Consider the following 25,761-nt stretch of genomic DNA (forward strand, 5'->3'; position numbering starts at 1 on the left):
CAACGCTGCGACGAAGCAAGTTTGAGTAAGCAGCCAGGTCACCTCTAGTTTCAAGGGAGGCCTGGCTGCATTGCGTTGTGCGCAGCCACCTGGCGTGCAGCGCTTAATTCTCCGGCGAGAAGCTGGTATTTTCTTGGCGTGCTTCCGGTTACCTTTTTGAATTGTCGGCAGAAGTGTTCCACGTGATGATAGCCGCATTGAAAAGCAATTTCCGCTATGCTGGGAGAGCCTTGCAGCAAATATTCTTTGGCCAGCCTGATTCGGCAGTTGATGACATCTTCCATGGGGGAAATTGCGAATGTTTTTTTGTAAAGAATCTGCAGATAGCCGGAGCTGATACGGAGGAAATCCGCCATTTTTGCCACGGTCCATTCATCCCCCGGATCGCTTCGGATAGCTGCGCGAAGCTTAAGCAAATGGTAGTATTGCGCGTTGAAGCCTGTATGAAAATAGGATTCCAGAAGCTTGTTGAACAGAGTGTTAAGCAAGCAATCAATGGAGGATTCCTTGTAATCGCGATGAAAGTTGTGCTCGATAATCAACAGCTCGAACAAGGCGTTGCAGTAGTCGGGGTCGTCCAAGGCAAAGGGGATGCCGAACGGCAGAGAGGTTTTGGCCACGTAAGGCTCGTTGGAGTCGAAACGAAGCCAGTTGTTGATATATCGTTCTTCGCAAGCTCGGTAATAAATTTTTTGATGCGCACGATAGAGGACGGCGCTGTGGGCAGGGTAGAGCTTAAGCTCTCCGGCTACCCAAAATTGGGCAGGCGTTTTGGTGATGACGAGAAGCCAGCACTGATGGCCTTGAGGAATATCAAACACAAAATTGCTTGTATGCGTCGCATCGCATTCCACATAGTAAATATGGTTCAACACGTTCTCCCCCTAGCCTTAGCCTAATGTTTCCTATCAAAAAAGCTTGACTAAACGGATGAGCTTAGCTATGAAGGTTCCTGCTGCATGGAGATTCTGCTTAGGAGAGAATGAACGTTTTGTATGGCGTGGGAAGGGGGACTGTCCGAAAGCCAAGTGGAACGTATAAATATTCAACAGAGAGGACCGGACGGGAACCGGTTTTGCTGAATAATTATTCACCGTATCAGACTTTTCGGACAACCCCCTCATTGCGGCAAATCAGGACCATGGCGCTTACTCATAAACCATTAAGCGACAGGTAATTTGGTTTGCTTGAAATAGTGCTGCACCAGAAACGCCAGCATAGGGTTGTCATCCGCTTTTTGCAATCCGGCTTGATCGGAAAATTCCATGAGATAGGGCTGCTCCGTTGTGCATGGCATCCAATACGGCATTGGTTTACCGGTTGTATCCAGGCCGTTTGGATTCCCTGTTTCAATAAAATTGGACAAATAATTGCACATGTGACGGGCAAGATCGTAATGTTTGCCAACAAAGGGTCGCCAGCATTTGGCCAGCGTTTCGAAGAAAAACCACAAATCAACGGAGTGGAAGGTGCCCGGCTGGTCCCAACCGGGAATTTCGGCGTCGAAGTTATAATAATACAGCGGCGTTCCGGAAGGATGGCCGCTATTTGCGCGAACGGCCAGCAGGATGGCATGCTGAATCATACGGACGGATGCCATATGCAATGCATGCTCCAAATCCCCCTCATCAGCTTCGCATAGCTGCAAAAAGGCAGGGGCTTCCTCTCCAAACAGCTCGACTGCCATATCCCGCAGCTCCTCCAGACTGCCCGCGACGGGACGGGTCCAAAACTCGGAGGAGGTATGTCCCAGCATAACCGGGACGAGCTCTCGCTTATGCTGAATAAAACGGGTAAAAGGATCTCCTATGCAGAATTGGCCATCAATAACTGTCCCCCAGAACCCTTTGTACTCCAGCGCTTTATCTCGCAGGTATTCAGCATCCAGCCCCCGGGCTTCGGCTAGAGAGGATACCCCCAGGAAACGGAAAAATTCCACGCCTTCCCGCTCTGCATCCTTTAATAATGTGCGAACTGCCGGCACTCGCACCTTCGGGTACAGCTCGGTAGCAATTCCGCTCATAATGACGGCGCGCTGGAATAAAGCGTTATTTTGCGGAGAGGTCAACTGGCCCAATACGCTGCCGCCGCCTGCCGATTGCCCGCCAATCGTAATCTGGTCTGGGTCGCCGCCGAAGGCTGCAATGTTGTCTTTGACCCAACGTGTGCCTGCCTGCTGATCGAGATGCCCGAAGTTGGCTGGCGCACCTGGGGATTCAGCGCTAATCTCCGGATGGCACAGAAAACCAAAGGCATTTAATCGGTAATTGATCGTAACGACTACAATGCCCCGGCGCGCGATCCGTTCCCCGTCAAATTCCATTTCCGCGGTGTGCCCAACCTGCAAACCTCCGCCAAAATACCAAACAAATACGGGCAGCTTCTCGTCTTTATTTTTGGCGGGCGTCCAAACGTTCAAATAGAGGCAGTCCTCGTCCATCGGCAGATCGGGATCAACAGCCCATTCGCGGGTGTAGATGTTGTTGTCGTCAATGACCGTTTTGGCTTGCATGGAGGTTGGGGCAAAATCAAAAGCTTTCAAAATTCCGTTCCAGGCGGGCAGCGGCTGTGGAGCGCGCCAACGATTCTCGCCTACAGGCGGCGCGGCAAAAGGGATTTCTTTAAAGCTGGTAATACGCGGGTCTGCTGCGGGCAGTCCCTGCACTTGTCCGTGTTCCACCGTAACCATTCTAAGCAACGCAACATTCTCCTCTCAGTGTTTAGCGTATATGGACTACGCCAATCGGGAACTTTGGATGCGCTTACATGAATGTGAAATGGCGTGTCCATGTCATCTAACTCCATTTTAAGAAAACCTCCGTAAGGATTCCATGGGTCAAAGAATAGCAGTTGGAGGATAAAAATACTGCAATTAGACGGGTTGTTTTGGCGAAAAACAAAAATAGAGGAGCACGAGATGTAACCGATGGAAGCACAATCTAGTTGAAAACGTTTTCAAGGCATAATATACTTTGGTAAAGCAAGCGGCAGAGGAGAGGGGTAAGCCATGAGATTCCGGCATCCATCATTTTATCGCACACTCCGCTTTAAGCTTATATTCGGTTTTTTGCTGCTTGTTATTCCGATTTTTTCATTCATGATCTACAACAACTTGTATGCGATTAATGTCGTTCGCAATGGGGTGGCCCAGTCCAATAAAAATTTAATCATTCTGTACATGGGCCAAATTGACCGCAATTTGGAGGAAGCGGAGAAATATCTGTATAATGTGGCGGCAACAGAGACAGGCCTGCTGGTGCTGGAGCTGCCGCGCGAGCAAAATGCCGACAGCTATTCTTTTGAAAAAATCCAGTTAAGAAATCAATTGAGCAGTGAATTGCCCAATTATAAGTCAATGGATCTGTTCTTCATTTATTCGCCCAAAAACGATGATTTAATGAGCGTGTTTGGCGTTGCGCCTGATTACGATACCCGAACCGAGATGGAGAAGGACATTGTTGATACGATTAAGCTTGCCAATAAGCCGTTGCAGAAGGAATGGTTCGTTCAATCTATGGCGGACGCTAATTACTTGACCTACATCCTTCAATATGGCGACATTTATATTGGCGCGATGGGCAATGTGGAGCAATTAATGGTGCCGCTGCATTTGATTGACCTGGGCCAGAACGGGAGCGCCTTTCTGACGGACGACCAGATGAAGCCGATTGTAGAAACGTCGATGAATAGCGACATATCGATTGAACTTAGCAGCAGCGATGAGGGCTACCAGTTGACGGGCAGCAACGATCAGTTTATCGCAGTTGGCGAACGCTCCTCGCGCGGCCGTTTTGGACTTGTCGCTCTCATTCCCGATAGCGTCGTGCTGCAAAAATTGCCATTTTTGCGCAGAATCGTTTCCCTCATATCCTTTGGTGCCATTATTATATTGCCGATCATATTGCTGATGCTGCGCAAGCTGGTGCTAGTTCCGGTCAACCGCATCATTTTGGCGATGCGCCGGGCTGAAGACGGCAATCTGGATATCCGGATCACAAAACCGTCCTCCACCTATGAATTTGAGCTGATTAACGTTTCATTCAACCGTATGATCACCCAAATTCAGGAGCTAAAGGTTAATGTGCTGCGAGAGCAGCTGAATTACAAAAAAGCTCAACTCAAACATTTGCAGCTGCAGATTAATCCGCATTTTTTCCTTAATTCGCTAAACATTGTTTATAACCTGGCGCAGGTGAAGGATTATCGCCTCATTCAGGAAATGACTCACTGCCTCGTACAATATTTCCGTTTTATGTTCCGCAGCAATTTGTCCTTTGTGTCTTTGTCAGACGAGCTTGCCCATACGATGAATTATTTGCGCATTCAGGAAATGCGTTTTCCGGGCGATCTGACCTTCGCTATCCATAGCGATGAAAGTCTTGGCAAAATTCCGATTCCGCCGTTAATCATTCAGTCATTCGTGGAAAATTCCATTAAGTATGCCGTCAATACGGATACGCAGGTTCACATCGCCGTTACTGCGCGAGCGCATAATGAAAATACGCTGTATATCCGCATTGAAGATACGGGAGAAGGTTTCCCGCCGCAGGTGCTGGCGCTCCTTCAGCGGGATATGGAGCTGAGCAATGAAAAAACCGATCATATCGGAATTCAGAATGTGAAGCAGCGGCTTGGGCTTCTGTATCATGATGCAGCCCGCATAGCTTTTAGCGGCAGCTCCAGCCAAGGCGCAGTCGTGGAGATGTGGCTTCCGATGCAAGCAGAGGAGACAGGAGGACAAAAACAATGAGGCAGCTGTTGATTGTGGATGATGAGCGGCATGCGGTACGAGGCATTAAAGCAGGCGTCGAATGGGAATCGCTTGGCATTTCGGTTGTGCATGAGGCGTACAATATCCGCACCGCCAAGGAAATTATGAGCGACAGCAAAATCGATGTCATTATTTGCGATATCGAAATGCCGCAGGGAAACGGTTTTGAGCTTCTGGACTGGGTGAAAATTCACTATCCGGATACGGAGGCTATGTTCCTTACCTGTCATGCCGACTTTTCGTATGCTCAAAAAGCGATCCAACTGGGCAGCTGCGACTACATGCTCAAGCCCGTTCTTTACCCCGAACTGGCTAGTACGGTCAAGCGGGTTTTGGACAAGTTGACCAAAGCCGAGCTCGACCGCGAGAAGCTTCAATTTGCAGATATGTACGAGCATTATTATCGGCTGTGGGAATCGTATCAGCCGATGTTTATGGAACGCTTCTGGCAGGATTTGCTCAGTCATTCCATTTCTTCTACGAAGGAAGCCATTCGTGAAGCGCTGCTGAAGCATAATCTCGCCTATGGGGAGCTGCCGCACTATAAACCTGTGCTTATCAGCGTCCAGCGTTGGTATAAGGAGCTGACAACGCGCGAGGAAAAAATTATGGAGTATGCGCTGCGCAATTCCTTTGAGGAAATGATTTTGAACAAGTCCGGGCTCGGCAGAATTATTCAGGTCGGCAGCGGGGCGCTGTTAGCTCTGCTGCCTATTGACGAGGTTGACAGCGGGCAGTTGAAGGAGAAGCTCGATTACTACATTGAAGAATGCAATCGGTATTTTTTCTGCGATCTGTGCTGTTATAAGGGAGATGCGGTGCCTGTTGAGGAAATATGCGGTATGTATGAGCAGCTTCTGGAGCTGGAGTCGCGTAATGTGACGCGGACAAATGTGCAAATTGCCTTGAGCCAATGTGGCGAATGCCCGGATGTTGCGCCTCTCCCGGTTATGAGCGGCTGGGGAGAAATGCTTAAGCTTGGCTGCGGCAAGGAGATGCTCCAGGAAATTGAAAAGTATTTGGGCGAAGTCAAGCAGACGGGACAGGCCGATGCCCGCTGGCTGCGCGGCTTCTATGAGGATTTTTTGCAAATGACGCATCAGGTGCTGCATGCCAAGGGACTGCGGGCGCATCAGGTATTCTCCGCTACAGCGCTGATGAAACGGGCGGATACGGTAACCCGTTCCATTACCGACTTGTCGGAATGGGTAGGGGTGTTGATCAAGGAGGTCAGCGGCAATCTGACTGTCAGGGATGAAACGCAATCCGTTGTGGACAAGGCCAAGCATTATATTGCCAAACATATGAGCGAGGAGTTGTCTCGCGAGGATATATCCAGCCACGTATGCCTGCATCCCGATTATTTGGCGCGGCTTTTCAAAAAGGATACAGGGCTGACGATCTCCGAATATGTGCTGAAGGAACGGGTAGCGCTTGCCAAGCAAATGCTTGCGAAGACGGAGCTGGCCATTACGAGCATTGCCTATGAGCTGGGTTATGGCAACTACTCGCATTTTTCAAAAATGTTCAAAAAAGCAACGTCGGTTGGGCCGCAGGAATATCGCAAGCGGCAGCAAAGCGCTTTTGCGCAGGAGAACCGAAGGGGCAACTAGAGATAGCAGCGCAGAGGTGGGGTTTAGCGTCAATTACAGTGAAGTGAAATGATAATGTAGGGACTTTATGATGTTTGATGTTTATTCCGGAATACTCAAGATGACGGAAGATTTCCGCGATGATGGTATGGATATTACAATCAACTATTTATTGGACGCTGATTATACTGTTTTAAGCGAAAGTTATAAATTAAAAGAAATCGCAGGTACAGGAGCGGATTTCCAAAAAGCGATAAATATGTTGAACTGGATTTCATGTCATGTCCACCACTACGGCAATTATGACAACCATGTTTCGAATTCAGCAATGGAATTGTTGGATTATGCTTTTGGAAAAGGGGAGAGCTATGGCATCAATTGCCGCGCTTTATCCCTTGCTTTAACGGAATGTTTGCTTGCCGTAGGTATAAAGGCTCGAACGGTTTATATCATGCCTTTTTCACCATACGACTTTGACAATCATGTTGTCTGTGAAGCCTGGATAAGCGAAATAAACAAATGGGTTATGCTTGACCCAACCTATAATTTGTATGTTGCTTTCAATGACATCCCGTTAAATCTATATGAACTACGGAGAGCTTTGGCAAATCAAGAGGACGTTGTTTATATCAATGGAGCAAACCATAACGGCACTCCAATAAATGTAGATGAAATAGCCTCGTATTTTGCAAAGGACTTGTTCAGATTTATGATCACTGATATTCAGGGGACCAATTCCGAACATATGGATACACAAAGAACAATCAACATTACGCCATGTGGATTTGATGTTAAACAGAATACGTTGGCTAATATCGACTACCGCATTAAAAAATGGGGCGATAATGAAAATTTGCAGCAATGGAGAAAAGAGTCGGAAAGCGATGAGTTGATTTATAAAGGATTGGACCTTTTATATTAACTTTCGTTGAGGCTCCACCTTATCATCAGCGTTTGATTTCATGAAGCAAGCGTGTTAAATACGGAAGACGGTAACCTTTTTTCGAAATGGACATGGACATTGACAGGGAAATGGACATGAAAATGGAAATGAAAAGGGGAATGTACATGAAGATGTAAATTTATAGGTAAATGGACATGAAAATGGACATTGAAATTGACATGGAAATGGACATTGAAATTGACATGAAAATGACGAAGGGCAGCTGCTCTTCGCCTGCCTAGCGGTCACGGATGACCGTTAGAACCCCAAATGGATGCATTGGCTTGAGCTAACGGTCATCCGTGTCCTTTAGAATCTCAAAAGCCTCGTTTTGGGGATGCATGTAAGCTTTAACGGTCATGGATGACCTTTAAAGTTGGACATTGCATCCAAACAGGGCTTTAACGGTCATGGATGACCTTTAAACATGAACATTGCATCCAAACGGGGCTCTAACGGTCATGATGACCATAGAATACAGAAAGACCATAGCGTGCAGGATGACCATAGCGTACAGAAAGACCATAGGTACAGAAAGACCATAGCGTGCAGCCCAGCTTCCGGCTCTGGCGCTCCACAAAGACGCCGCGTACGGATTACAAACTGAGTCCGGCAATCGAAAGCCCCTGGTCCCGCAGTGTTTGAGATCTATCGAAGTCAAGCGCTAATTTCAGTTTTGCTCCTCGTTGTTCATGTTTTTTACGGTTTGAAAATCATTACTGCAGCCCTCCAATTCCGCAAGCAGCGTGACGTCAGGCAATAAGCCATCGTCCGCCCATTGCGGAACGGAGGGTTTGTTTGCTTTTCAGGACAAGGTGTGTCAAGCCCGTTTCGCTGTATTCCCAAGATGTCGGAAGACGACAACGAAGAAGTCGGATTAGTCGTAGTGTGCTCCCCCCGCAAGAAACTAAGATAAGGATACAAGAGGCGAAAGGGGGAAGCGCAATGGAAACAACAGCAAGCTCGATGGAAACAACAGCAAGCTCGATGGAAACAACAGCAAGCTCGATGGAAACAACGGCAAGCGCAATGGAAACAACTGCAAGCGCGGCGACAGCGAAACAAGCGGAGCGGGGGACAGAAGTAAGGCGGGCGCAAAGTCCCGTATTGAAAAAACTGAAACGTTTCGCGCCATTATTCATAATGATCATACCCGGAGTCATCTATTTGTTTATCAACAATTACCTGCCGATGCTGGGTTTAATGATTGCCTTCAAGGACGTTAACTTTGCAAAAGGCATCCTGGCCAGCGATTGGATCGGTTTTAAAAACTTTGAATACCTGTTCAAAACGGAAGATGCCTGGATTATTACCCGCAATACGCTTCTGTACAACATAACCTTCATCATTTTGAACCTGGTTATAGCGGTTGGCATTGCGGTTTTGCTTAATGAAGTAAAGAAAAAAGTGGCCGCCCGTTTTTATCAAAGCATTGTTCTGATTCCTTATTTGATCTCCATGGTTATCGTTGGTTATTTGGCGCTGGCGATGTTGAGCGGCGAAACCGGCTTTATCAATAAGCAGATTCTTCCGCTCTTTGGAATCGACCCTATCTCATGGTACAGCGAGCCTAAACATTGGCCGGTCATTCTGGTTATCGTGAACATTTGGAAAAACGCCGGCTATCTCTGCATTATCTATCTCGCCGCTATTATCGGTATTGATCCGGAGTATTACGAAGCCGCTACGATCGACGGAGCGGGCAAATGGCGCCAAATTACGCACATTATGATTCCGCTGATTATGCCGGTGATTACGATTATGACGCTGCTGCAAATTGGACGTATTTTCTACTCGGATTTTGGTTTATTCTATCAAGTGCCTCTAAATACAGGCGAATTGCTCTCAACGACAAACGTAGTCGATACGTATGTGTACCGCGCGCTCATCAACCTCGGCGATATCGGGATGTCCTCTGCGGCCGGCTTGTACCAATCGATAGTTGGCTTCGTGCTGGTGCTGCTGTTCAATTATGTGGTAAGCAAACGAAATCGCGACAATGCGTTGTTCTAGGAGGGGATAGCCATGGAAAGAACAAAGGACAAACTATTTCAAATCGGCATACACGTCTTTTTTATCGCCCTTGCACTGATGTGCCTCATGCCGTTTGCGCTGCTGCTGACAACATCCTTTACAAGCGAAGCCTCCATTGTAAAAGAAGGCTATTCCTTAATGCCAAGTCAATGGAGCCTTGAGGCTTACCGCTTTTTGTGGAGCGATATTGAAAATATTGCCCGCTCGTACGGCATTACGATCGTGGTGACGCTAGTTGGCACCTTCGTTGGTTTGTCCATCTCGGCGCTGCTCTCTTATCCGATGTCGCGCAAGGATATGCCACTGCGCAAGCAGCTTGCCTTTTACGTCTTTTTCACGATGCTGTTCAACGGCGGACTTGTGCCGACCTATATCATTTACACCCAAGTATTCGATATGAAAAATTCTCTGCTGGCGCTTATCATTCCAGGCTTGCTGACCAATGGCTTTTTTGTCCTCATTATGCGGACGTTTTTCCAAAATTCGATACCGCATGACATTATTGAATCCGCTTCCATTGACGGCGCAGGCGAATTCAAAATTTTCTTCCGAATGATTTTGCCGCTATCGCTTCCGATTCTTGCAACGATTGGCCTTATGCAAACAATCGGTTATTGGAATGACTGGTTCAACGGGCTTATCTACATTACCGACAGCAAGCTGTTCAGCTTGCAAAACCTGTTGAATCGGATTTTGCTCAACGCTCAATTTATCCAAAACAATGCCTCAACGCTGAATGCGGGTGAAGTCGCAAACGCGTCCATACCGCTGGAAACGGTAAGGATGGCCATGGCAGTCATTGGCGTCGTGCCTCTATTATGCGCATACCCGTTTTTTCAAAAGTATTTCGTCAAAGGGCTTGTCATTGGCGCGGTCAAAGGTTAATTACGGCAACAGTTGCTATACACGGCTTTCAGCCGGTTGGCATAGAAGCTTAAAAACAGGGAGGTTGCAAAGGTGAGCAAACGGACAAACGGTATAGTGGCGATGCTGCTGGCGGTTATGCTGGTGCTTGCGGCATGTGGCGGCAATAATGACGGTAACGCACCGAATGCCGGGACAACGAACAGCGCCGATGGAGATGGGGGCAAAACGACTGATTTAAAGCCTTATGAAATGACGGTCGCTTTTCTGAGCATCGGCCAAATCAAGGATTTGCCTGAGGTTCAAGCTGAGGTCAATAAAATTACGCAAGCCAAAATCAATGCAACCGTTAAATTTCTGCCGATTGATATCGGGGCTTGGCAGCAGCAGATGAATCTGATGCTGGCCGGCAATGAGCCGCTGGACATTCTTGTTACCAGTACGGGACTTAACTTTGGCACGCAGGCTGCTAAAGGACAACTCGTAGAAATGGATAAGCTGTTGGAGGAATACGGAGGAGATATATTAAAGGTTGTTGGCGGAGATGTCATTAAAGCCGGGTCTTCGGCCGGAAAAATCTATGCGGTTCCAAGCGTGCGCGATTGGGCGGCAGATTATGGCCTCGTTATGCGCAAGGACATCGTAGACAAATACCAAATTGATGTTGACGCGATTAAGTCGCTGGATGATATGACCGCTGTTTTTCAAACCATTAAAGACAATGAGCCGGGGATGGCAGCTGTTTTGCCCGAGGGTCCAAGCTTTTCGGTTATTCAATCCATCGTTGGCAGCGTCATCGACCCGCTAGGCGACGAAAATGGCGTATTGGTTGGGTTTGACGGCGAGCTAAAGGTAGTCAACTGGTATGAAACGCCGGAATATGCAGACCTGGTGAAACAAGCGCGAGACTGGTACAATGCAGGCTTTATTCCTAAAGATATTTCGACGAATCAAACCACTTCCGAGCAATTGATCAAAGCAAACAAGGCATTTGCCTTTATGGCGCATATGAAACCCGGCTATGAGAGCAAGGAGTCGCTCTTGGCAGGCACGCCGCTTGTTGCAGCGCGTATATCTCCTGCGATCTCGACAACTTCATCCATTGCCAACATTATGTTCGGCATCGCAAGAAACTCGGAGGACCCTGAGCGTGCGATGATGTTCCTGAACTTGCTTTATTCGGACGCGGACCTCGTTAACCTGATCGACTACGGGATTAAAGGCAAGCATTATGAAGTAAAAGAAGATAATATCATCGGCTTCCCTGCGGGCATAGATTCCTCCAATGCAACCTACAATCCGACGCATGGCTGGATGTGGGGCAATCAATTGCTCTCCTACATTTGGGAGGGGGATAGCGCAGACCTATGGACAAAGCTGGATGAGTTCAACAACTCGGCGGTGAAATCCAAAGCGCTTGGCTTCAGCTTTACAGCGGATCCTGTCAAAACAGAGGTAGCGGCTGTTCAGAACGTGAAGGATCAATTCAAGATCGGGCTGGAAAACGGCACGCTTGACCCCGACAACTATTTGCCGGAATTTATCGCAAAGCTGAAATCCGCAGGCATGGACAAAATCGTTGCCGAGAAACAAAAGCAATTGGATGAATGGGCTGCAGCCAATAAATAAGAATTAAAGGAGATGTTCCGGCATGAGCATTACAGCAGGCATTAACATTTATTCGGTCCATAAGCAGCTGGCTCAAGATTACTACGGCACCTTGCGCCAGCTTGCGGAAGCAGGGTATACCCATCTGGAAATGCTGGGCTTCAATATGGCGAAAATGACGCGTTTCAGCGATGAGTTTCCGGCCAAGGAGGTTGCGGCCGAGCTTGCGGCATCCGGCCTTAAAGCCATCGCTGCCCACGAAGGACCTATGCCCGGCGAAGAGTTGCTCGCGCACTCCTGGGATGGGCTGATGGACTATTACGAGCAGCTTGGCTGCATGTCGCTTGTGCTTCCATCGGTGTGGATGGATGATCGCGACAGCACGCTGCGACTCGCCGAACAGCTGGAGCAGCTTGGCAACAAGCTAACGCGGCGCGGCTTTCAATTGTATCTGCATAATCATGCCCATGAATTTAAGTCGGATGGGGATACAACCTTGTTTGATCTTCTTGCTCAGCATACCGATTCCAAACATTTGAAGTTCGAGCTGGACCTTGTATGGGTAATGCGTGCCGGCGTTGATCCGATTGCGGTTATGGAGGCAGCAGGCGACCGCTGCGATATGATTCATCAAAAGGATTACAGCAATCAGCTGTCCGGCCCTCTTAATCTGTTTGAATCCATTAAGGCGAACGGCGACGAGGGACTTGGATTGATGGATGTATACCGCAAATATATTGTACCTTCGGACTTTGTTGATCTGGGTACTGGCGCCTTCGATTTTGCCCATGTGTACGGGAGGATCAAGGAGCTTGGACATGTGAAATATGCATTGGTTGAAAATGAAGGGGATTCTGCGGATAAGCTTGCAAGCGTTCGTAACGATCTGGCTTATTTGCGCAAATTCCTTTGAATGACATACATTCATTTAGGAGGGTTATAGACCATGGAGAAGTTGAAAGCTGGCATTATTGGCTGCGGAGGCATTGCTTTTCAGAAGCACATGCCGTCCCTTAAGCAAAATAGCGATTTGGTAGACATGGTTGCGTTCTGCGATATCATCCCGGAGCAGGCAGAAAAAGCGGCGCGGGAGTTTGGGATAGAACATGCTAAAACGTATACCGACTACAAACAGTTGCTGGAGGATAACACAATTGATATTGTGCATGTGCTGACGCCTAATCTTCAACACTCCTTCATAACAGTCGACGCTTTGGAGGCTGGCAAACATGTGATGTGCGAAAAGCCGATGGCAATTAATTCGGCAGAAGCGCTTAAAATGCTGGATGCCGCCAAACGAACGGGCAAAAAGCTGACCATCGGCTACCAAAACCGGTGGAATGACGATTCGCAAACCTTGCATCAGGCTTGCAGGGATGGCGCCTTGGGTGAGGTGTATATGGCGAAAGCCCATGCCATCCGAAGGCGGGCTCTCCCGACATGGGGTGTATTTGCCGACAAAGAGCAGCAAGGCGGGGGCTGCCTGATTGATATTGGCACCCATGCGCTTGATCTGACGTTATGGTTTATGGACAACTACAAGCCCAAATCCGTCAGCGGTTCGGTTTTCTACAAGCTGCGGGATAAACCGGAGGGCAATATGTTTGGCCCATGGAAGCCGGAGGAGCTGGAAGTCGAGGATTCTGCATTTGGGCTTATCAAGATGGAGAATGGCGCAACCATTTTCCTCGAAAGCTCCTGGGCGTTAAATACGACGGATGTGAAGGAAGCAAAGTCATCGCTATATGGCACAAACGGCGGAGCAGAGATGAAGCAGGGCGCCGACTATACGGGCGAGCTGATCTTCAACAACATCCAGTTCGGGAAGCAGATGGAGACAAAGGCGGCTGGCGGTCCCGGCATCGCTTATTTTGGAGCAGGGGCGAATGATCCGGGAGTGAAGGAAGCCCGGCAATGGCTGGAGGCGGTCATCCATGATACGGAACCGCTGGTTAAGCCGGAGCAGGCTTTTGTGGTGACGCGGATTTTGGAAGCGATCTATGAATCGTCAGCAACGGGCAAGGAAGTTTATTTGTAGCAGGCTTCAGGGAAATTTCTTGAAGGGATGGACACTGTTCATGGATACATGTACTGAATAATGACGTTTCCATAGATTATAATGGCAAACCTGTAGTTATCAAAGGCAAAGAGGTCTAATTGATGGAATGGTTAGCGAGCCAGATGAAATAACAATAAGGCCTTTTGTTCTCCTCTCCTCTGTTATCTGCGTTTCAAGATAACAGAGGATTTTTTTAGCTTCTTCTCATTGTTGTCTGCACGGTATAATAAATCTATAGCAGGATATCGTGCCGTGGGCAAGGAGGAGAAGCTATGATTACATACCGTTTTCTTGAGGGTACCCGCATCGAAACATTGCATGAAGCCTTTCTTGGCGTTTTTGCCGATTATCAGGTGAAGATGGATATTCCGTTGGACAGATTTAATGAAATGCTCCTCAGAAGAGGTTATGATGAAAACATTTCAATTGGGGCGTTTAGCGGCGAGCGATTGGTCGGCGTCGTGCTGAACGGCCTTAGAAACCGGAACGGGGTATGGACGGCTTATGATCTCGGCACGGGTGTTGTGCAGGATTTCCGCAGACAAGGTCTGACGAGCGAAATGCTGCGCCTTGTACTCAACAAGCTGCAGAAAGATTCCGTCAGCCGTTATTTGCTGGAGGTGCTGGCTGACAACTCCTCAGCTATTGCCTTGTATACCAAACATGGCTTTCGCAAGGAACGGGTGCTGAACTGTTACCGGAAGGACCTGAGTGAACCCGCATCGGAGGCCACCCGGACAATGGATGCACCAGGGTCATCATCGGAAACGAACGTGGATATTCGCGCGACTTCATCCACATGGGAAATCCGCAAGATGGAACACGTTGAACCAGAGCGCTTTATGACATTTTGTGATTTCGTGCCTTCATGGCAAAATGATTCCGGAGCGATCAACGCGATTCCCGGCATATTCCGTTGTGCCGCAGCCTTTGATGGCGATGATATTGTTGGTTACGCCATCCTTTCACCTCGCTCGGGAGACGTTCCGCAAATCGCGGTGCATCGGGATCACCGGAGACGGGGGATTGGGACGAGCCTGCTAGAATGGATGGCCCGCAACACGGAAGCGCCGAGAATCAGCATCCTGAATGTAGATGCGGATTGTCAGGCGGCAAACGAGTTTTTGCGAGCTTCCGGCTTTGACCTATATGTCGTGCAGCACGAGATGGTTTGGACCCATTCGTAAGTACAGAAACGAGATGATCACACATGATGAAGCTGTACGGAGCGGAGCATCACCTGATGGTCGTTTCCGACGCCATTGATGCGGAGGAGCACGGGCATTCTTTTGTACAGGTCGCCATTTCCCTGGATTCCGTATTTCAAATCGAAGTTGAGGGACAGCCGATAAGCTGCGCCGGCATCGTTATCCAATCGAACGTTGCCCATAGCCTTAATGGAGCGGGGCATCCGCTGCTTATGCTGCTTATGGACGGTACCTCCGATTTGGCCGCAAGCTTCAAGCGGTTTATAGGCGAAGACGAATACGGTCTGATTCCGCGGGACTTGGTTAAAGAGGCAGCCGGGTTTGCTCGGAATCATCTCTCGGACATTGTAGACGGATTGAGCTATCAAGCCTTTCTGGATCAGCTTTTAAAGCGGCTTGGCGTTCAATACATGCAACCGGCCATTGCGGATGAAAGGATCGAGGAGCTGATTCAGCTGGTCAAAGAATGTACCGGTTCCGAGCACTCCGTGGGCCTGTATGCAGGACAACTGGGTTTGTCGAACAGCCGTCTCTCCCATCTTTTTAAGGAAAACACAGGTACATCGCTGAGCGGATACATTCTGCTGCACAAGCTTCAGAAGGCCTGTTACCTTATTTTCAGAGGGGTCAGCATTACGGATGCGGCTATGGCAGCCGGTTTTGACAGCCCGTCCCATTTTGCCGCCACAAGCAAAAGGCTTCTGGGCATGACGGCGAAGGACATTCGCAAAGATAGCGTCTTTTTGCAAGTTTCCTGTCTGCATGGAGTTGTAGAATAAAGGCAGGAGGTGCTTGAGATGAAAGCAAACACAGAAGGATACGTAAAAGGATACATACAAGAAACGGATTTGTTGAACTTCTCCCATTCCGAGATTGCGGGGCTCATTCGAAGCCGCGGGTGGGCCGGCTTGCCCGTGAAGGAGCAAATTCTCGGCATTTACAACTACGTCCGTGACGAGGTTCAGTTTGGATACAACAGGGCGGATGATATACCGGCATCTGAAGTGTTAGCGGATGGCTACGGGCAATGCAACACAAAAGGCGTATTGTTCATGGCGCTGCTTAGAGGCGTAGGCATTCCCTGCCGCATGCATGGTTTTACAATCGACAAAAGCTTGCAGAAAGGTGCCATGAGAAGCTGGTATTACCTTCTGTCGCCACGGGAAATCCTGCACAGCTGGGTGGAAGTGTCGTACGAGGGCAAGTGGCTGAATATCGAAGGGTTTATTTTGGATCTTCCTTACCTCAACAAATTGCAGCGTAAATTCGAGCAATGCACAGGCTCGTTTTGCGGCTACGGTGTTGCAACGGACAATTTCCAAAACCCCGAGGTTTATTGGAATGAAAACAATACGTATGTGCAAAAAGAAGGCATTGTGCAGGACCTTGGCCTTTTCGATAGCGCCGATGATTTTTTCAGCAAACACCGGCAAGGCTTGGGTCCGCTCAAAAGAGCCATCTTCAGCTCAATTGTAAGGCATCTCATGAATCGGAATGTTAGACGGATCAGGAAGGGATAACCCTAGATGAAGAGGGCTGTTTTGTCTATACCTTTTATAATTAGATCGTTGTAGATCAGGCGCTCCAAGCGGATTCCCTATTTAAAGTAGGGATGTGATCCATCTCACTCCCAAAACCGCGCATCTACTTTACTATAGGTAGACTGTGTGTGGGGAGGAGAATGTGGATTGATGCCTCAAATGAAACCTCAAATGAAGCCGCGGGATTATGGACAATATCCATTTATCGTAATCTGGGAGGTAACGCGGGCATGCGCATTGAAATGCCTGCATTGCCGGGCTGAAGCTCAATATAGGGCGGACCCCAGACAGCTGACGACGGAGGAAGGCAAAGCGCTAATCGACGATATTGCGGCGATGGAGGAGCAGCCGTTATTCGTTTTTACGGGCGGAGACCCTCTAATGCGTCCGGATTTGTTCCAACTTGCGGAATATGCCATTAAGGAAAAAGGACTTCCGGTTTCCATGACGCCAAGCGCCACGCCAAAGGTGACGAGATCCGCGATAGAAAAAGCAAAGGATGTTGGGCTATCGCGCTGGGCATTTAGCCTGGATGGCTCCACGGCGGAGATTCATGATCATTTTCGCGGCACAAAGGGCTCTTATGATATGACGATGAGGGGCATTCAATACCTGCAGGAGTACCAAATTCCATTACAGGTTAATACAACCGTATCCCGTTACAACTTGCACGACTTGGAGGCCATCAGCCGCAAGGTTAAGGAGATGGGAGTGGTGTTGTGGAGTCTGTTTTTCCTGATTCCGACGGGAAGAGCCCAGCAGATGGATATGATAAGCCCGGATGAACATGAGGACGTCATGAAATGGCTTGTCCGACTTTCGACAGAGATGCCGTACGGCATAAAATCAACCGAAGCGCCCCATTATCGCCGGGTGATGCTGCAGGAGCGCGGAGCGGAAGCACCGGGCAGCAGCAGCCCCTTGAAGCGGGCCGATATGCTTGGAAGAGCTCCAAAAGGCTTAAATGACGGAGATGGTTTTGTATTCATCAGCCATACCGGCGATGTTTACCCCAGCGGCTTTTTGCCGGTGGCCTGCGGCAATGTAAAGGAGCAATCTTTGCTTGACGTTTACCGGAATTCGCCGATTATGAATACGCTGCGCGACAAGTCGCAATTGAAGGGCAAATGCGGGGTGTGCGAGTTCAAGACGTTGTGCGGGGGATCGCGGGCGAGAGCGTATGGAATGACGGGAGATTTTATGGAAAGCGATCCGGCATGCTCGTATGTACCGGTTGCGCTGCGGTAAGGCGTATTTTGGGCGAAAGTGTGGACAGAGATGAATAAACAACAACGAAAACAGATTGTGATAGCCGGCGGAGGCATTACGGGTTTAAGTGCGGCCTATTATCTGGAGCAGCTTTGCAAAACACATAATGTTGATGCGGATATAGTAGTGGTAGAAAAAAGCAGCCGTTTCGGCGGGCATGTTCATACAGGACGGAAGAATGGCTTTGTCATTGAACGGGGCCCGGATTCTTTCCTTGCTCGCAAAACCTCCATTCTGGAGCTGATGCAGGAGCTTGGCATGGGGAACGAGGTGGTTGGAACAAGGCCGGAGGCGTCGCATAGTTATATCGCTTACCGCAATCGGCTGCATCCTATCCCCGATGGCTTTATGCTAGGCGTTCCCACCAAGTGGAAGCCGTTCATCACAACAAGACTGTTATCGCTTCGAGGAAAAATGAGAGCTTCGCTAGATCTTGTTTTGCCGAGAAGGAGCGATATGGGAGATGAATCACTGGGCGGATTGCTGCGCCGTAGATTGGGAAATGAAGTGCTGGAGCAAATTGCGGAGCCGCTGCTTGCGGGCATTTATGCGGGAAATGCGGATTCGCTTAGCGTAAAAGCCACCTTCCCAATGCTGCAAGAAACGGAACAGAAGCATCGTAGCTTGATTGTTGGCATGCTCGGCGTCAAAAAAAGCAGGATGTCTATGTCGAAGCCAAAGGCTTCCGGAGCAGTAGCGACGTCAAAAACAACAACAAAAGCAGTAGCGGTGCCGCAAGCCTCCCAAGAGCAAACGGGGGCTGAAGCGACAATGAAGCCGTCTGCATCCCAGGAGCAAGCAGCGGCAAATACAGCCAAGGCGCAACAAGCGCCAAAAGCGCCAAAATCCAGCATGTTCCTGAGCGCCAAAGGCGGACTAGAAGGCATCGTTGAACGGCTTGAAGCTGCTCTGGCTGACAATGCAAGTTTGATGAAAAATACGGAGATATCCGGGATTGTGCGAGAGGGAGAGCTTTATGCTGTGCAACTGACGGATGGTTCCAGCCTGTATGCGGACGCGATGATTATTGCAACGCCCGCGCATGTTGCAGCCAGGCTGATTCCGAATGAGAGGATATCCATCGTGCTGAGCTCCATTCCGTATGCTTCCGTAATGAATGTCGTGCTCGCTTATCGGGAGCAGGATGCGGGGATTTCCTTGCAGGCATCGGGTTTTGTTGTGCCGCGCAAGGAGGAACGGACAGTAACGGCCTGCACCTGGACATCGTCCAAATGGGCGCATACCGCTCCGCAAGACCATATTCTGCTGCGGGCTTATGTCGGAAAATACGGACGCAACGATGCCAATGCGCTTTCGGATGATGAGTTGATCACGCAAGTGCGGGATGAATTAAAGGACATGATGGGGATTTCCGCAACGCCGATATTTACCGAAGTTAACCGCCTTCCACACTCTATGCCTCAGTATCAGGTTGGCCATCTCGATCGGATGGATGAGCTTGAAGTGCAACTGGCAGAGGCAATGCCAGGGATTTATCTTGGCGGCGGAGGCTACCGTGGAATTGGTGTGCCGGACTGCATATCGCAAGGCAAAGACATGGCCAATAAACTGTTGAAGGGGCTTTTAGCTTCCCAACTATAAGGTTAAAACTATGAATTCATAAAGCTGTGGAAATCATCCACGGCTTTTTGTGTTGCTTTTAACGATAAATTCCAGATTCCGATAAAAAACGCCTTCCGCGCCCCAAGCGTGATAAGGTTCCGGCACCTTTACTGGGTTGATGGCAAAAGACTCGTCGCCTTCTCGCATTCCTTTTTTACAAATGTCGATCATGTCGGTCAGCAAAAAGCGGATGATTATTGGTAGAAGCAATATCCCGGCAAAAATGATAGATTCCTGCGGCATATAAAGAATGGAGTCGACAGGTTTCCTCAGCAAATCCCAAGCGGCAGCTTTTAAATCTTCCCTTACCTCGCTGATTGTAAAATGCTTCGATTCAAACATCCCGTCCCCCTCCACTCTATGTCTATATACGAGGATAGTTTACTATGCTTCGGTATGACAAAACTGTTTTGAATTTGTGACGAAATAAAACAGTTTGTACAAGTTGACGCATTAAATAAAATTGAAACCTCCTCTCGACAAGAAGTGCGAACGTGATAGAATGAGTACAGATATGGACAAAATGTGAGCTAGCTACGAAGGAGAAAACAACTTTGAGCCCCTCAGAAGTTTGGATACCTGTCGTTTTTTACTGGCTTCCCATGCTGATTTTTTTCTATATGGGAGCCGATGTATTATTGCGAAATCCGAAGAAGAGCGAGCATATTTTGGTCAGCCTTACGATTCTTTGTTACTTTCTTCTCTTTCTGGAAGAATACATTCGTTACATGCTGCCTATAGAGTATAGTCCTGCGCTGTCCGCTCTTTGGTTTGCCAATGTTGGAATTGCCATCCCGGGATTGGGCTTTCATTTGCTAGCCAAACTGATGGGATTGGACAAACGTTTTCCAAGGCCATGGTATCCGTATTTGTTTCATGTTTTACTGCTAGCTATTCCCGCAGGATTCTTCAGTCATCGCGAGCTCATTTCCGCTCAGCAGTTTGTCGACACCGGCTTTTGGAAATGGCCGGTGGCCAACGATGCCTATTACGGCACGCTTACAGCAAGTCTTGTATTAAGCCTGATTCCGATTATTTGGCTGCGTATTGTACGCAAGAGAAAAGGAAGAGCATCCCTGGCGGGGCATTACGGCATATTCCGCTGGCTGGAATACGGCAGCCTCTTGACTGTTTGCTGGGTAGTCGTGTTCGGTTACTTCCGGTTTAACGAAGTCATTCCCCCTTATTCATACTTGTACGCCGGACTGGTCTGGTGTTTTATATTGCGAATGGTCATGCGAAAATATGAATTTCTTAATTTTTCGAGCCATCGGTACGAAAAGCTGTTCCATTTGAATCCCCAGCCGATCCTGCTGGTCTCCATGTCGGGGGATATCAAAGAAGCAAACCCAAGCGCAAGGCAGATGTTTGATAATGTCGATCTTGATTCCGCAAACCTTTCTATTTTGGGAGGGCACCAACTGGTTGACCGATTGCAGGAACAGGACGAAATAGGCGAGTTAGAGATTGTGCTTTACAATGGCAGTTACGAGATTGATTCGTTGCTTAACGGAGACTATGTTACGGTGAACAACGAACCCCATGTGATTGTGCTGATTCGGGATATAACGGCAAGGAAAGAGCATTTACGGCAAATTGCGTTTATGGCGTATCATGATCCGCTGACCGAGCTGCCGAACCGGAGACATTTTTTTGATAAGCTGGAGCAAGCCATTACGGACTCGCGGGATAGCGGGGATGAGCTCATCGTCATGCTTATCGATCTCGACGACTTCAAAGTGATTAATGACCGGTATGGACACGAGGCCGGGGATCTTGCGCTGCGACACGTCGCTGCTGTTATGTCCAAAATTGCGGGAGAATCGGGCTTAGCAGCCCGGCTTGGCGGTGATGAATTCGTATTGTATTGCCCGCCGCCCAGAATAGGGATCTCTGATCACGAGATGGTCCATCGGATGGAGGAAACGCTTGAAAGGGACGTGCTTGAATATGGCGGGGAACGGTTAACGGTCAAAATGAGTATCGGCGTCAGCCGATATCCGCAAGACGGGACCGCTATCGATCAATTGATCAAGCATGCTGATAACTCCATGTACGGAATTAAGCGAAGCCGCAAGAGCATGCTTTTGTCCGGTTAAGCAACGAAAGACTTTTAGGCCTTTTATCAATTGGCCTTTTAACGAATTGAGCCGGAGGGAATACTTCATTTTTATATGGATGAAAAGGGGTCTGGACATGACGGAACGTATCGTAAATCCCAAGGTAGACAGCTTTTTGGGCAGAGCCGACAAGTGGCGTGATGAATTTGCGGAATTAAGAAGAATTGTTCTGGATTGCGAGCTTGCCGAAGATTTTAAGTGGGGCGTTCCTTGTTATACGGTGCAATCAAAAAACGTCGTGCTGATCCACGGCTTCAAAGAATATTGCGCGCTTCTATTTGTAAAAGGAGCGTTGCTGAAAGACACCCATCATCTGTTGATTCAGCAAACGGATAATGTGCAGGCGGCACGGCAAATCCGTTTTACGGGGGTTCAAGAGATTTTGGATCAGGAGGATAAGCTGAAGGATTACATTCTGGAAGCAGCGGACAACGAAACATCTGGCCAGAAGGTTGAAATGAAAAAACCAATGGACTTCCAGCTTCCGGAGGAGCTTCAATTCAGATTTGAAGCGGAGCCGGCTTTTAAAGCCGCGTTTGAGGCTTTGACGCCAGGACGACAAAGAGCTTATCTCCTCCATTTTTCGGCTGCCAAGCAGGCCAAAACTCGAGAGGCGCGAATCGATAAGTATCAAAGTGCTATTTTTGAGGGGAAGGGTTTGAACGACTAGGGGCGTGTCTGAAAACTCACACGTCCTAGAAATTCCTTTCCCCCCTTTAAATAATTTGCTTTCAGGTTGTTCTTGAAACACTATATAGAATTGCATATGTTTGTTTCCACCACTTCAGTAGTTCCTGGACCTGCTGAAGTGTTTTTTTCTTGGGCGGGGATGGCCTTGCGCAGGACTCCATGCTTATTTTGTCGAAACATATCTGGAAATGTATAGTAGTTGAAGCCAAGGGTAGAATCGATTCGGAAGATATCCATTACAACTCTATCCGATATTAAAGGCTTAACATTGGAGCTGGTAAATTCATGAAACAAGGCCTGTATGAACAACTAATTAATAATGTAACCATGAAGCAATTGGCTGAACTAGATCCGGCTCTGTACGAAATAGGGAAGGAATCGTTAGACGCCGAAGAAGCGAGAAAGCTGCTATCCAACTACTTGGCGTTGGTTATTCGCAGAGCCCTAAAGGCTGTACGTGATCAAAACAGCAATGATGAAGACGCTATAATAGCACAGGTGCATACTTGTAATGAAATGATCGCAGTGCTTAAAGATAGCTTGGGGCAAACGGAATATGAGGAGCTTCAACTAAACGAACAAGGTGAGATATTAACCTATGTTTATTCGAAGCTGAACCATATACGAGGCATGCGTTCCGAGAAAGTAATTCGACCAGCAACTCCCTTATCACAAAGTTCTTTATTAACAGGGGCTCATTCGGAACCGAATATGATGAGTGAGTTGAAAAATGAAATTCTCTCCTCCGACAAGATTGATTTTCTTGTTTCATTTATTAAATGGAGCGGTCTTCGCGTATTGATGGAGCAGCTTGAGAAATTCACTTCGAACGGTGGGCATTTGCGCGTCATTACAACGACTTACATGGAAGCAACGGATTATAAGGCGATTATAGAATTAAGCAAGCTTCCAAATACGGAAATTAAAATTTCCTACGATACGGAACGGACAAGGCTTCACGCCAAAGCCTATATGTTTAAAAGGGATACTGGTTTTACAACAGCATATGTTGGCTCTTCAAACTTGTCCAATCCAGCTCTTACGAGTGGTTTGGAATGGAATGTTAAAGTGACGGAGAAGGATTCCTACGATGTTTTGAAAAAAATCGAAGCCACCTTTGAAAGTTACTGGAACGATAGGGAGTTCAAGCATTTTCAACCAGCCGATGAAGAGCATGAGCAACTGTTAAAGCTTGCGCTGAACAAGAAGAAGGAAGCAAAGAATGATCTAACGTTTCGTTTTGACATAACGCCATATGACTATCAGAAAGAAGTGCTTGAAAAGCTGGATGCTCAAAGAACTTTATATGGCAGGATGAAAAACTTGCTTGTTGCTGCGACCGGTGTTGGCAAAACCGTTATTTCAGCATTTGACTATAAAAGATTTGCACAGAACCATCCTAGAGCCCGGTTACTTTTCGTAGCGCACAGGGAAGAGATTTTGAAGCAGAGCTTGGATACGTTTCGTTACATTATGAAGGATTTGAATTTTGGCAGTCTTCATGTTGGTGGTTATCAAGCGGAGTCGATTGATCATCTGTTCATTAGTGTTCAAAGCTTTAACTCCATGAAGCTAGCTGAATTGACTACACCCGATTTTTACGACTACATGATTGTTGATGAGTTTCACCATGCGGCTGCTCCTTCTTATCAAAAGCTGTTGTCCCATTACCAGCCAAAAATCTTGCTTGGTCTAACGGCAACGCCGGATCGGATGGACGGCAAAAGTATTTTGTCCTACTTCGATCATACTATTGCTGCGGAAATCCGCCTGACGGATGCGATTGACCGCAAGCTGCTAGCTCCTTTTCAATATTTCGGCGTGACAGATCATGTGGACCTCTCCCAAGTAAAGTGGAGTAGACGAGGTTATGACCTGCAAGAGCTTGAACATTTGTATACGCATAACAAAATACGCTCGACCCAAATCCTCAATAGTATGAAAAAATATATAACGGATCTGGACGATGTCAAAGGTTTGGGTTTTTGCGTGAGTGTAGATCATGCCTTATATATGGCTAAAGTGTTTGTTGAAGCGGGAATACAGGCGATTGCCTTGCATGCCGGATCAAGCGAGGAGGACAGGAAGCTCGCGAAAAGCAAGCTTGTAAACTCCGATTTGAAAATGATCTTTGTCGTCGATCTTTACAACGAAGGGGTAGATATTCCAGAGGTTAACACGGTTCTATTTCTACGGCCAACAGATAGTTTGACTGTTTTCCTGCAGCAGCTTGGACGTGGATTGCGGCTTGCCGAAGGAAAAGAGTGTTTGACGGTGCTTGATTTTATCGGTCAGGCCCATAAAGACTATAACTTTCAAGATAAGTTCCGAGCGCTTCTGGGCAAAACGAAACATTCGGTTCAGTATTACGTGGAAAATGGCTTCTCAAGCCTTCCCAGAGGCAGCTTCATCCAGTTAGAGAAACAATCCAAGGATTATATTCTTAGTAATTTAAAGCAGTCTGCTACAAGCCGTAAACGCTTGGTCGCGAAAATGATTCATTTTGAGGAAGACACGGGAATCAAGCTAACGCTTGAAAACTTTGTCCAACATCATGGTCTTGCTTTGAGTGAGTTTTATGGCGGACGAACCGGGAATCGGATGTTTCGAAGGCTGATGGTGGAAGCTGGATTACGGGAAGACTTTTCTTTTGATCGCGAAGAAGAATTGACGAAACGTATTCCTGCCTTGCTGAGTTTGAATTCTCGCAGGCTCCTAACGTTTATAATCGCTTATTTGGAGAAAAGGGCAAGAGCAACGTCGGTAGAAGAGCAGTTAATATTGTCGCTATTTTACTATACCTTTTATCGTACTGCTCCTCCTAAGCTTGGTTTCGATGGAATTGAAGATGGCATTCAAGCCATTATCTCCTGCGGAGACTTTAAAGATGAGATATTGGATATCTTGAACTATAACTATGCGCATTTGGATTTTGTTGATCGAAGGAATGAACTACCCTATGCATGCCCTCTTGATATTCATTGCAAGTATTCGACGGATCAGGTGCTCGCTGCGTTTGGTTATTGGAATGAAGAGAAGGCACCGAGCTTTCGGGAAGGGGTCAAATATTTTGATGACAAAAAAACCGATATTTTCTTTATTACATTGAACAAGTCGGATAAAGACTTTTCTCCCTCAACCTTGTACGAGGATTATGCGATTAATGAGCGGCTTTTTCATTGGCAGACTCAGAGTCGAATTTCAGAACAGACGGGGACGGCTCAACGATATATTCACCATCAAAAAACGGGGAACAGAATTCTTCTATTTGTGAGGGAATTCAAAGAAGAGAACAGCTATACGGCACCGTTCCTGTTTCTAGGCGAAGCTGAATATGTAAGGCATGAGGGAAGCAAGCCGATGAGTTTTATCTGGCGATTAAAGCATGATATGCCTGCTGCGCTCGTGCCAGCGGCCAATAAAGCGATTGTATAGGATG

The 25,761-nt window shown here is 47.8% G+C and carries 19 protein-coding genes; 16 read left to right on the forward strand and 3 right to left on the reverse strand.

Translation table 11 applies throughout. The features are described from left to right. Positions 1-50: 50 nt before the first annotated feature. Both ACX93W_RS17870 and ACX93W_RS17875 read right to left on the reverse strand, forming a co-directional pair. Positions 51-875 carry a helix-turn-helix transcriptional regulator gene (locus ACX93W_RS17870; RefSeq protein WP_459393737.1) on the reverse strand — a complete coding sequence of 275 codons (825 nt, stop codon included), beginning with the start codon at positions 873-875 and terminating at the stop codon, positions 51-53. Between the two features lie 287 nt (positions 876-1,162). Then, positions 1,163-2,689 carry a carboxylesterase/lipase family protein gene (locus ACX93W_RS17875; RefSeq protein WP_459393849.1) on the reverse strand — a complete coding sequence of 509 codons (1,527 nt, stop codon included), beginning with the start codon at positions 2,687-2,689 and terminating at the stop codon, positions 1,163-1,165. Between the two features lie 318 nt (positions 2,690-3,007). On the opposite strand from ACX93W_RS17875, the gene ACX93W_RS17880 reads away from it, so the two are divergent. The 13 genes from ACX93W_RS17880 to hemG all read left to right on the forward strand — a co-directional run bounded on the left by ACX93W_RS17880 (position 3,008) and on the right by hemG (position 19,491). After that, positions 3,008-4,750: a sensor histidine kinase gene (locus ACX93W_RS17880; protein ID WP_459393738.1), complete on the forward strand. Its 1,743-nt coding sequence runs from the start codon at positions 3,008-3,010 to the stop codon at positions 4,748-4,750. After that, positions 4,747-6,384: a response regulator transcription factor gene (locus ACX93W_RS17885; protein WP_459393739.1), complete on the forward strand. Its 1,638-nt coding sequence runs from the start codon at positions 4,747-4,749 to the stop codon at positions 6,382-6,384. Before ACX93W_RS17880 ends, ACX93W_RS17885 begins: the two co-directional genes overlap by 4 nt. Before the next feature lie 100 nt (positions 6,385-6,484). After that, entirely contained in the window at positions 6,485-7,285 is an 801-nt protein-coding gene (locus tag ACX93W_RS17890) for a transglutaminase-like domain-containing protein (RefSeq protein WP_459393740.1), read from the forward strand. A 1,164-nt stretch (positions 7,286-8,449) separates the two neighbouring features. Next, positions 8,450-9,319 carry an ABC transporter permease gene (locus tag ACX93W_RS17895; RefSeq protein WP_459393850.1) on the forward strand — a complete coding sequence of 290 codons (870 nt, stop codon included), beginning with the start codon at positions 8,450-8,452 and terminating at the stop codon, positions 9,317-9,319. 12 nt (positions 9,320-9,331) lie between these two features. Beyond that, positions 9,332-10,225 carry a carbohydrate ABC transporter permease gene (locus ACX93W_RS17900; protein ID WP_459393741.1) on the forward strand — a complete coding sequence of 298 codons (894 nt, stop codon included), beginning with the start codon at positions 9,332-9,334 and terminating at the stop codon, positions 10,223-10,225. Between the two features lie 72 nt (positions 10,226-10,297). After that, positions 10,298-11,833: an ABC transporter substrate-binding protein gene (locus ACX93W_RS17905; protein WP_459393742.1), complete on the forward strand. Its 1,536-nt coding sequence runs from the start codon at positions 10,298-10,300 to the stop codon at positions 11,831-11,833. A gap of 22 nt (positions 11,834-11,855) precedes the next feature. Beyond that, positions 11,856-12,725: a sugar phosphate isomerase/epimerase family protein gene (locus tag ACX93W_RS17910; RefSeq protein WP_459393743.1), complete on the forward strand. Its 870-nt coding sequence runs from the start codon at positions 11,856-11,858 to the stop codon at positions 12,723-12,725. 33 nt (positions 12,726-12,758) lie between these two features. Continuing rightward, positions 12,759-13,850 (forward strand): Gfo/Idh/MocA family protein, encoded by a 1,092-nt coding sequence (locus tag ACX93W_RS17915; protein WP_459393744.1) that lies wholly within the window; start codon positions 12,759-12,761, stop codon positions 13,848-13,850. 293 nt (positions 13,851-14,143) lie between these two features. Continuing rightward, the gene (locus tag ACX93W_RS17920) at positions 14,144-15,058 is read left to right on the forward strand and encodes a GNAT family N-acetyltransferase (protein WP_459393745.1); all 915 of its coding nucleotides are present in this window, start codon (positions 14,144-14,146) and stop codon (positions 15,056-15,058) included. Positions 15,059-15,081: 23 nt separating this feature from the next. After that, positions 15,082-15,858 (forward strand): helix-turn-helix domain-containing protein, encoded by a 777-nt coding sequence (locus ACX93W_RS17925; protein ID WP_459393746.1) that lies wholly within the window; start codon positions 15,082-15,084, stop codon positions 15,856-15,858. 18 nt (positions 15,859-15,876) lie between these two features. Further along, complete coding sequence (locus ACX93W_RS17930; RefSeq protein WP_459393747.1) at positions 15,877-16,599, forward strand: transglutaminase-like domain-containing protein; 723 nt, start codon at positions 15,877-15,879, stop codon at positions 16,597-16,599. Positions 16,600-16,779: 180 nt separating this feature from the next. After that, complete coding sequence (locus ACX93W_RS17935; protein ID WP_459393851.1) at positions 16,780-17,868, forward strand: TIGR04053 family radical SAM/SPASM domain-containing protein; 1,089 nt, start codon at positions 16,780-16,782, stop codon at positions 17,866-17,868. 30 nt (positions 17,869-17,898) lie between these two features. Continuing rightward, the gene (hemG, locus tag ACX93W_RS17940; protein ID WP_459393748.1) at positions 17,899-19,491 is read left to right on the forward strand and encodes a protoporphyrinogen oxidase; all 1,593 of its coding nucleotides are present in this window, start codon (positions 17,899-17,901) and stop codon (positions 19,489-19,491) included. A gap of 33 nt (positions 19,492-19,524) precedes the next feature. On the opposite strand, the gene ACX93W_RS17945 is transcribed toward hemG, so the two are convergent. Continuing rightward, entirely contained in the window at positions 19,525-19,854 is a 330-nt protein-coding gene (locus ACX93W_RS17945) for a hypothetical protein (protein WP_459393749.1), read from the reverse strand. A gap of 212 nt (positions 19,855-20,066) precedes the next feature. Here ACX93W_RS17945 and ACX93W_RS17950 point away from each other — a divergent pair, with 212 nt between their 5' ends. The 3 genes from ACX93W_RS17950 (at position 20,067) to ACX93W_RS17960 (ending at position 25,757) form a co-directional block, all read left to right on the forward strand. Continuing rightward, positions 20,067-21,611 (forward strand): GGDEF domain-containing protein, encoded by a 1,545-nt coding sequence (locus tag ACX93W_RS17950; RefSeq protein WP_459393750.1) that lies wholly within the window; start codon positions 20,067-20,069, stop codon positions 21,609-21,611. Between the two features lie 97 nt (positions 21,612-21,708). Continuing rightward, positions 21,709-22,302 carry a YdeI/OmpD-associated family protein gene (locus ACX93W_RS17955; RefSeq protein WP_459393751.1) on the forward strand — a complete coding sequence of 198 codons (594 nt, stop codon included), beginning with the start codon at positions 21,709-21,711 and terminating at the stop codon, positions 22,300-22,302. 305 nt (positions 22,303-22,607) lie between these two features. Continuing rightward, the gene (locus ACX93W_RS17960; protein WP_459393752.1) at positions 22,608-25,757 is read left to right on the forward strand and encodes a DEAD/DEAH box helicase; all 3,150 of its coding nucleotides are present in this window, start codon (positions 22,608-22,610) and stop codon (positions 25,755-25,757) included. Positions 25,758-25,761: the final 4 nt, after the last annotated feature.

Source organism: Paenibacillus sp. CAU 1782 (genome assembly GCF_054551715.1).

What these genes read in the sequence shown, in the direction of transcription:
- ACX93W_RS17895 (WP_459393850.1), top strand. Translation starts at nt 8,450, where the DNA reads ATGATCATACCCGGAGTCATCTATTTGTTTATCAACAATTACCTGCCG.
- ACX93W_RS17900 (WP_459393741.1), top strand. Translation starts at nt 9,332, where the DNA reads ATGGAAAGAACAAAGGACAAACTATTTCAAATCGGCATACACGTCTTT.
- ACX93W_RS17910 (WP_459393743.1), top strand. Translation starts at nt 11,856, where the DNA reads ATGAGCATTACAGCAGGCATTAACATTTATTCGGTCCATAAGCAGCTG.
- ACX93W_RS17880 (WP_459393738.1), top strand. Translation starts at nt 3,008, where the DNA reads ATGAGATTCCGGCATCCATCATTTTATCGCACACTCCGCTTTAAGCTT.
- hemG (WP_459393748.1), top strand. Translation starts at nt 17,899, where the DNA reads ATGAATAAACAACAACGAAAACAGATTGTGATAGCCGGCGGAGGCATT.
- ACX93W_RS17920 (WP_459393745.1), top strand. Translation starts at nt 14,144, where the DNA reads ATGATTACATACCGTTTTCTTGAGGGTACCCGCATCGAAACATTGCAT.
- ACX93W_RS17885 (WP_459393739.1), top strand. Translation starts at nt 4,747, where the DNA reads ATGAGGCAGCTGTTGATTGTGGATGATGAGCGGCATGCGGTACGAGGC.
- ACX93W_RS17945 (WP_459393749.1), bottom strand. Translation starts at nt 19,854, where the DNA reads ATGTTTGAATCGAAGCATTTTACAATCAGCGAGGTAAGGGAAGATTTA.
- ACX93W_RS17935 (WP_459393851.1), top strand. Translation starts at nt 16,780, where the DNA reads ATGAAACCTCAAATGAAGCCGCGGGATTATGGACAATATCCATTTATC.
- ACX93W_RS17930 (WP_459393747.1), top strand. Translation starts at nt 15,877, where the DNA reads ATGAAAGCAAACACAGAAGGATACGTAAAAGGATACATACAAGAAACG.
- ACX93W_RS17875 (WP_459393849.1), bottom strand. Translation starts at nt 2,689, where the DNA reads ATGGTTACGGTGGAACACGGACAAGTGCAGGGACTGCCCGCAGCAGAC.
- ACX93W_RS17955 (WP_459393751.1), top strand. Translation starts at nt 21,709, where the DNA reads ATGACGGAACGTATCGTAAATCCCAAGGTAGACAGCTTTTTGGGCAGA.
- ACX93W_RS17960 (WP_459393752.1), top strand. Translation starts at nt 22,608, where the DNA reads ATGAAACAAGGCCTGTATGAACAACTAATTAATAATGTAACCATGAAG.
- ACX93W_RS17890 (WP_459393740.1), top strand. Translation starts at nt 6,485, where the DNA reads ATGACGGAAGATTTCCGCGATGATGGTATGGATATTACAATCAACTAT.
- ACX93W_RS17915 (WP_459393744.1), top strand. Translation starts at nt 12,759, where the DNA reads ATGGAGAAGTTGAAAGCTGGCATTATTGGCTGCGGAGGCATTGCTTTT.
- ACX93W_RS17925 (WP_459393746.1), top strand. Translation starts at nt 15,082, where the DNA reads ATGATGAAGCTGTACGGAGCGGAGCATCACCTGATGGTCGTTTCCGAC.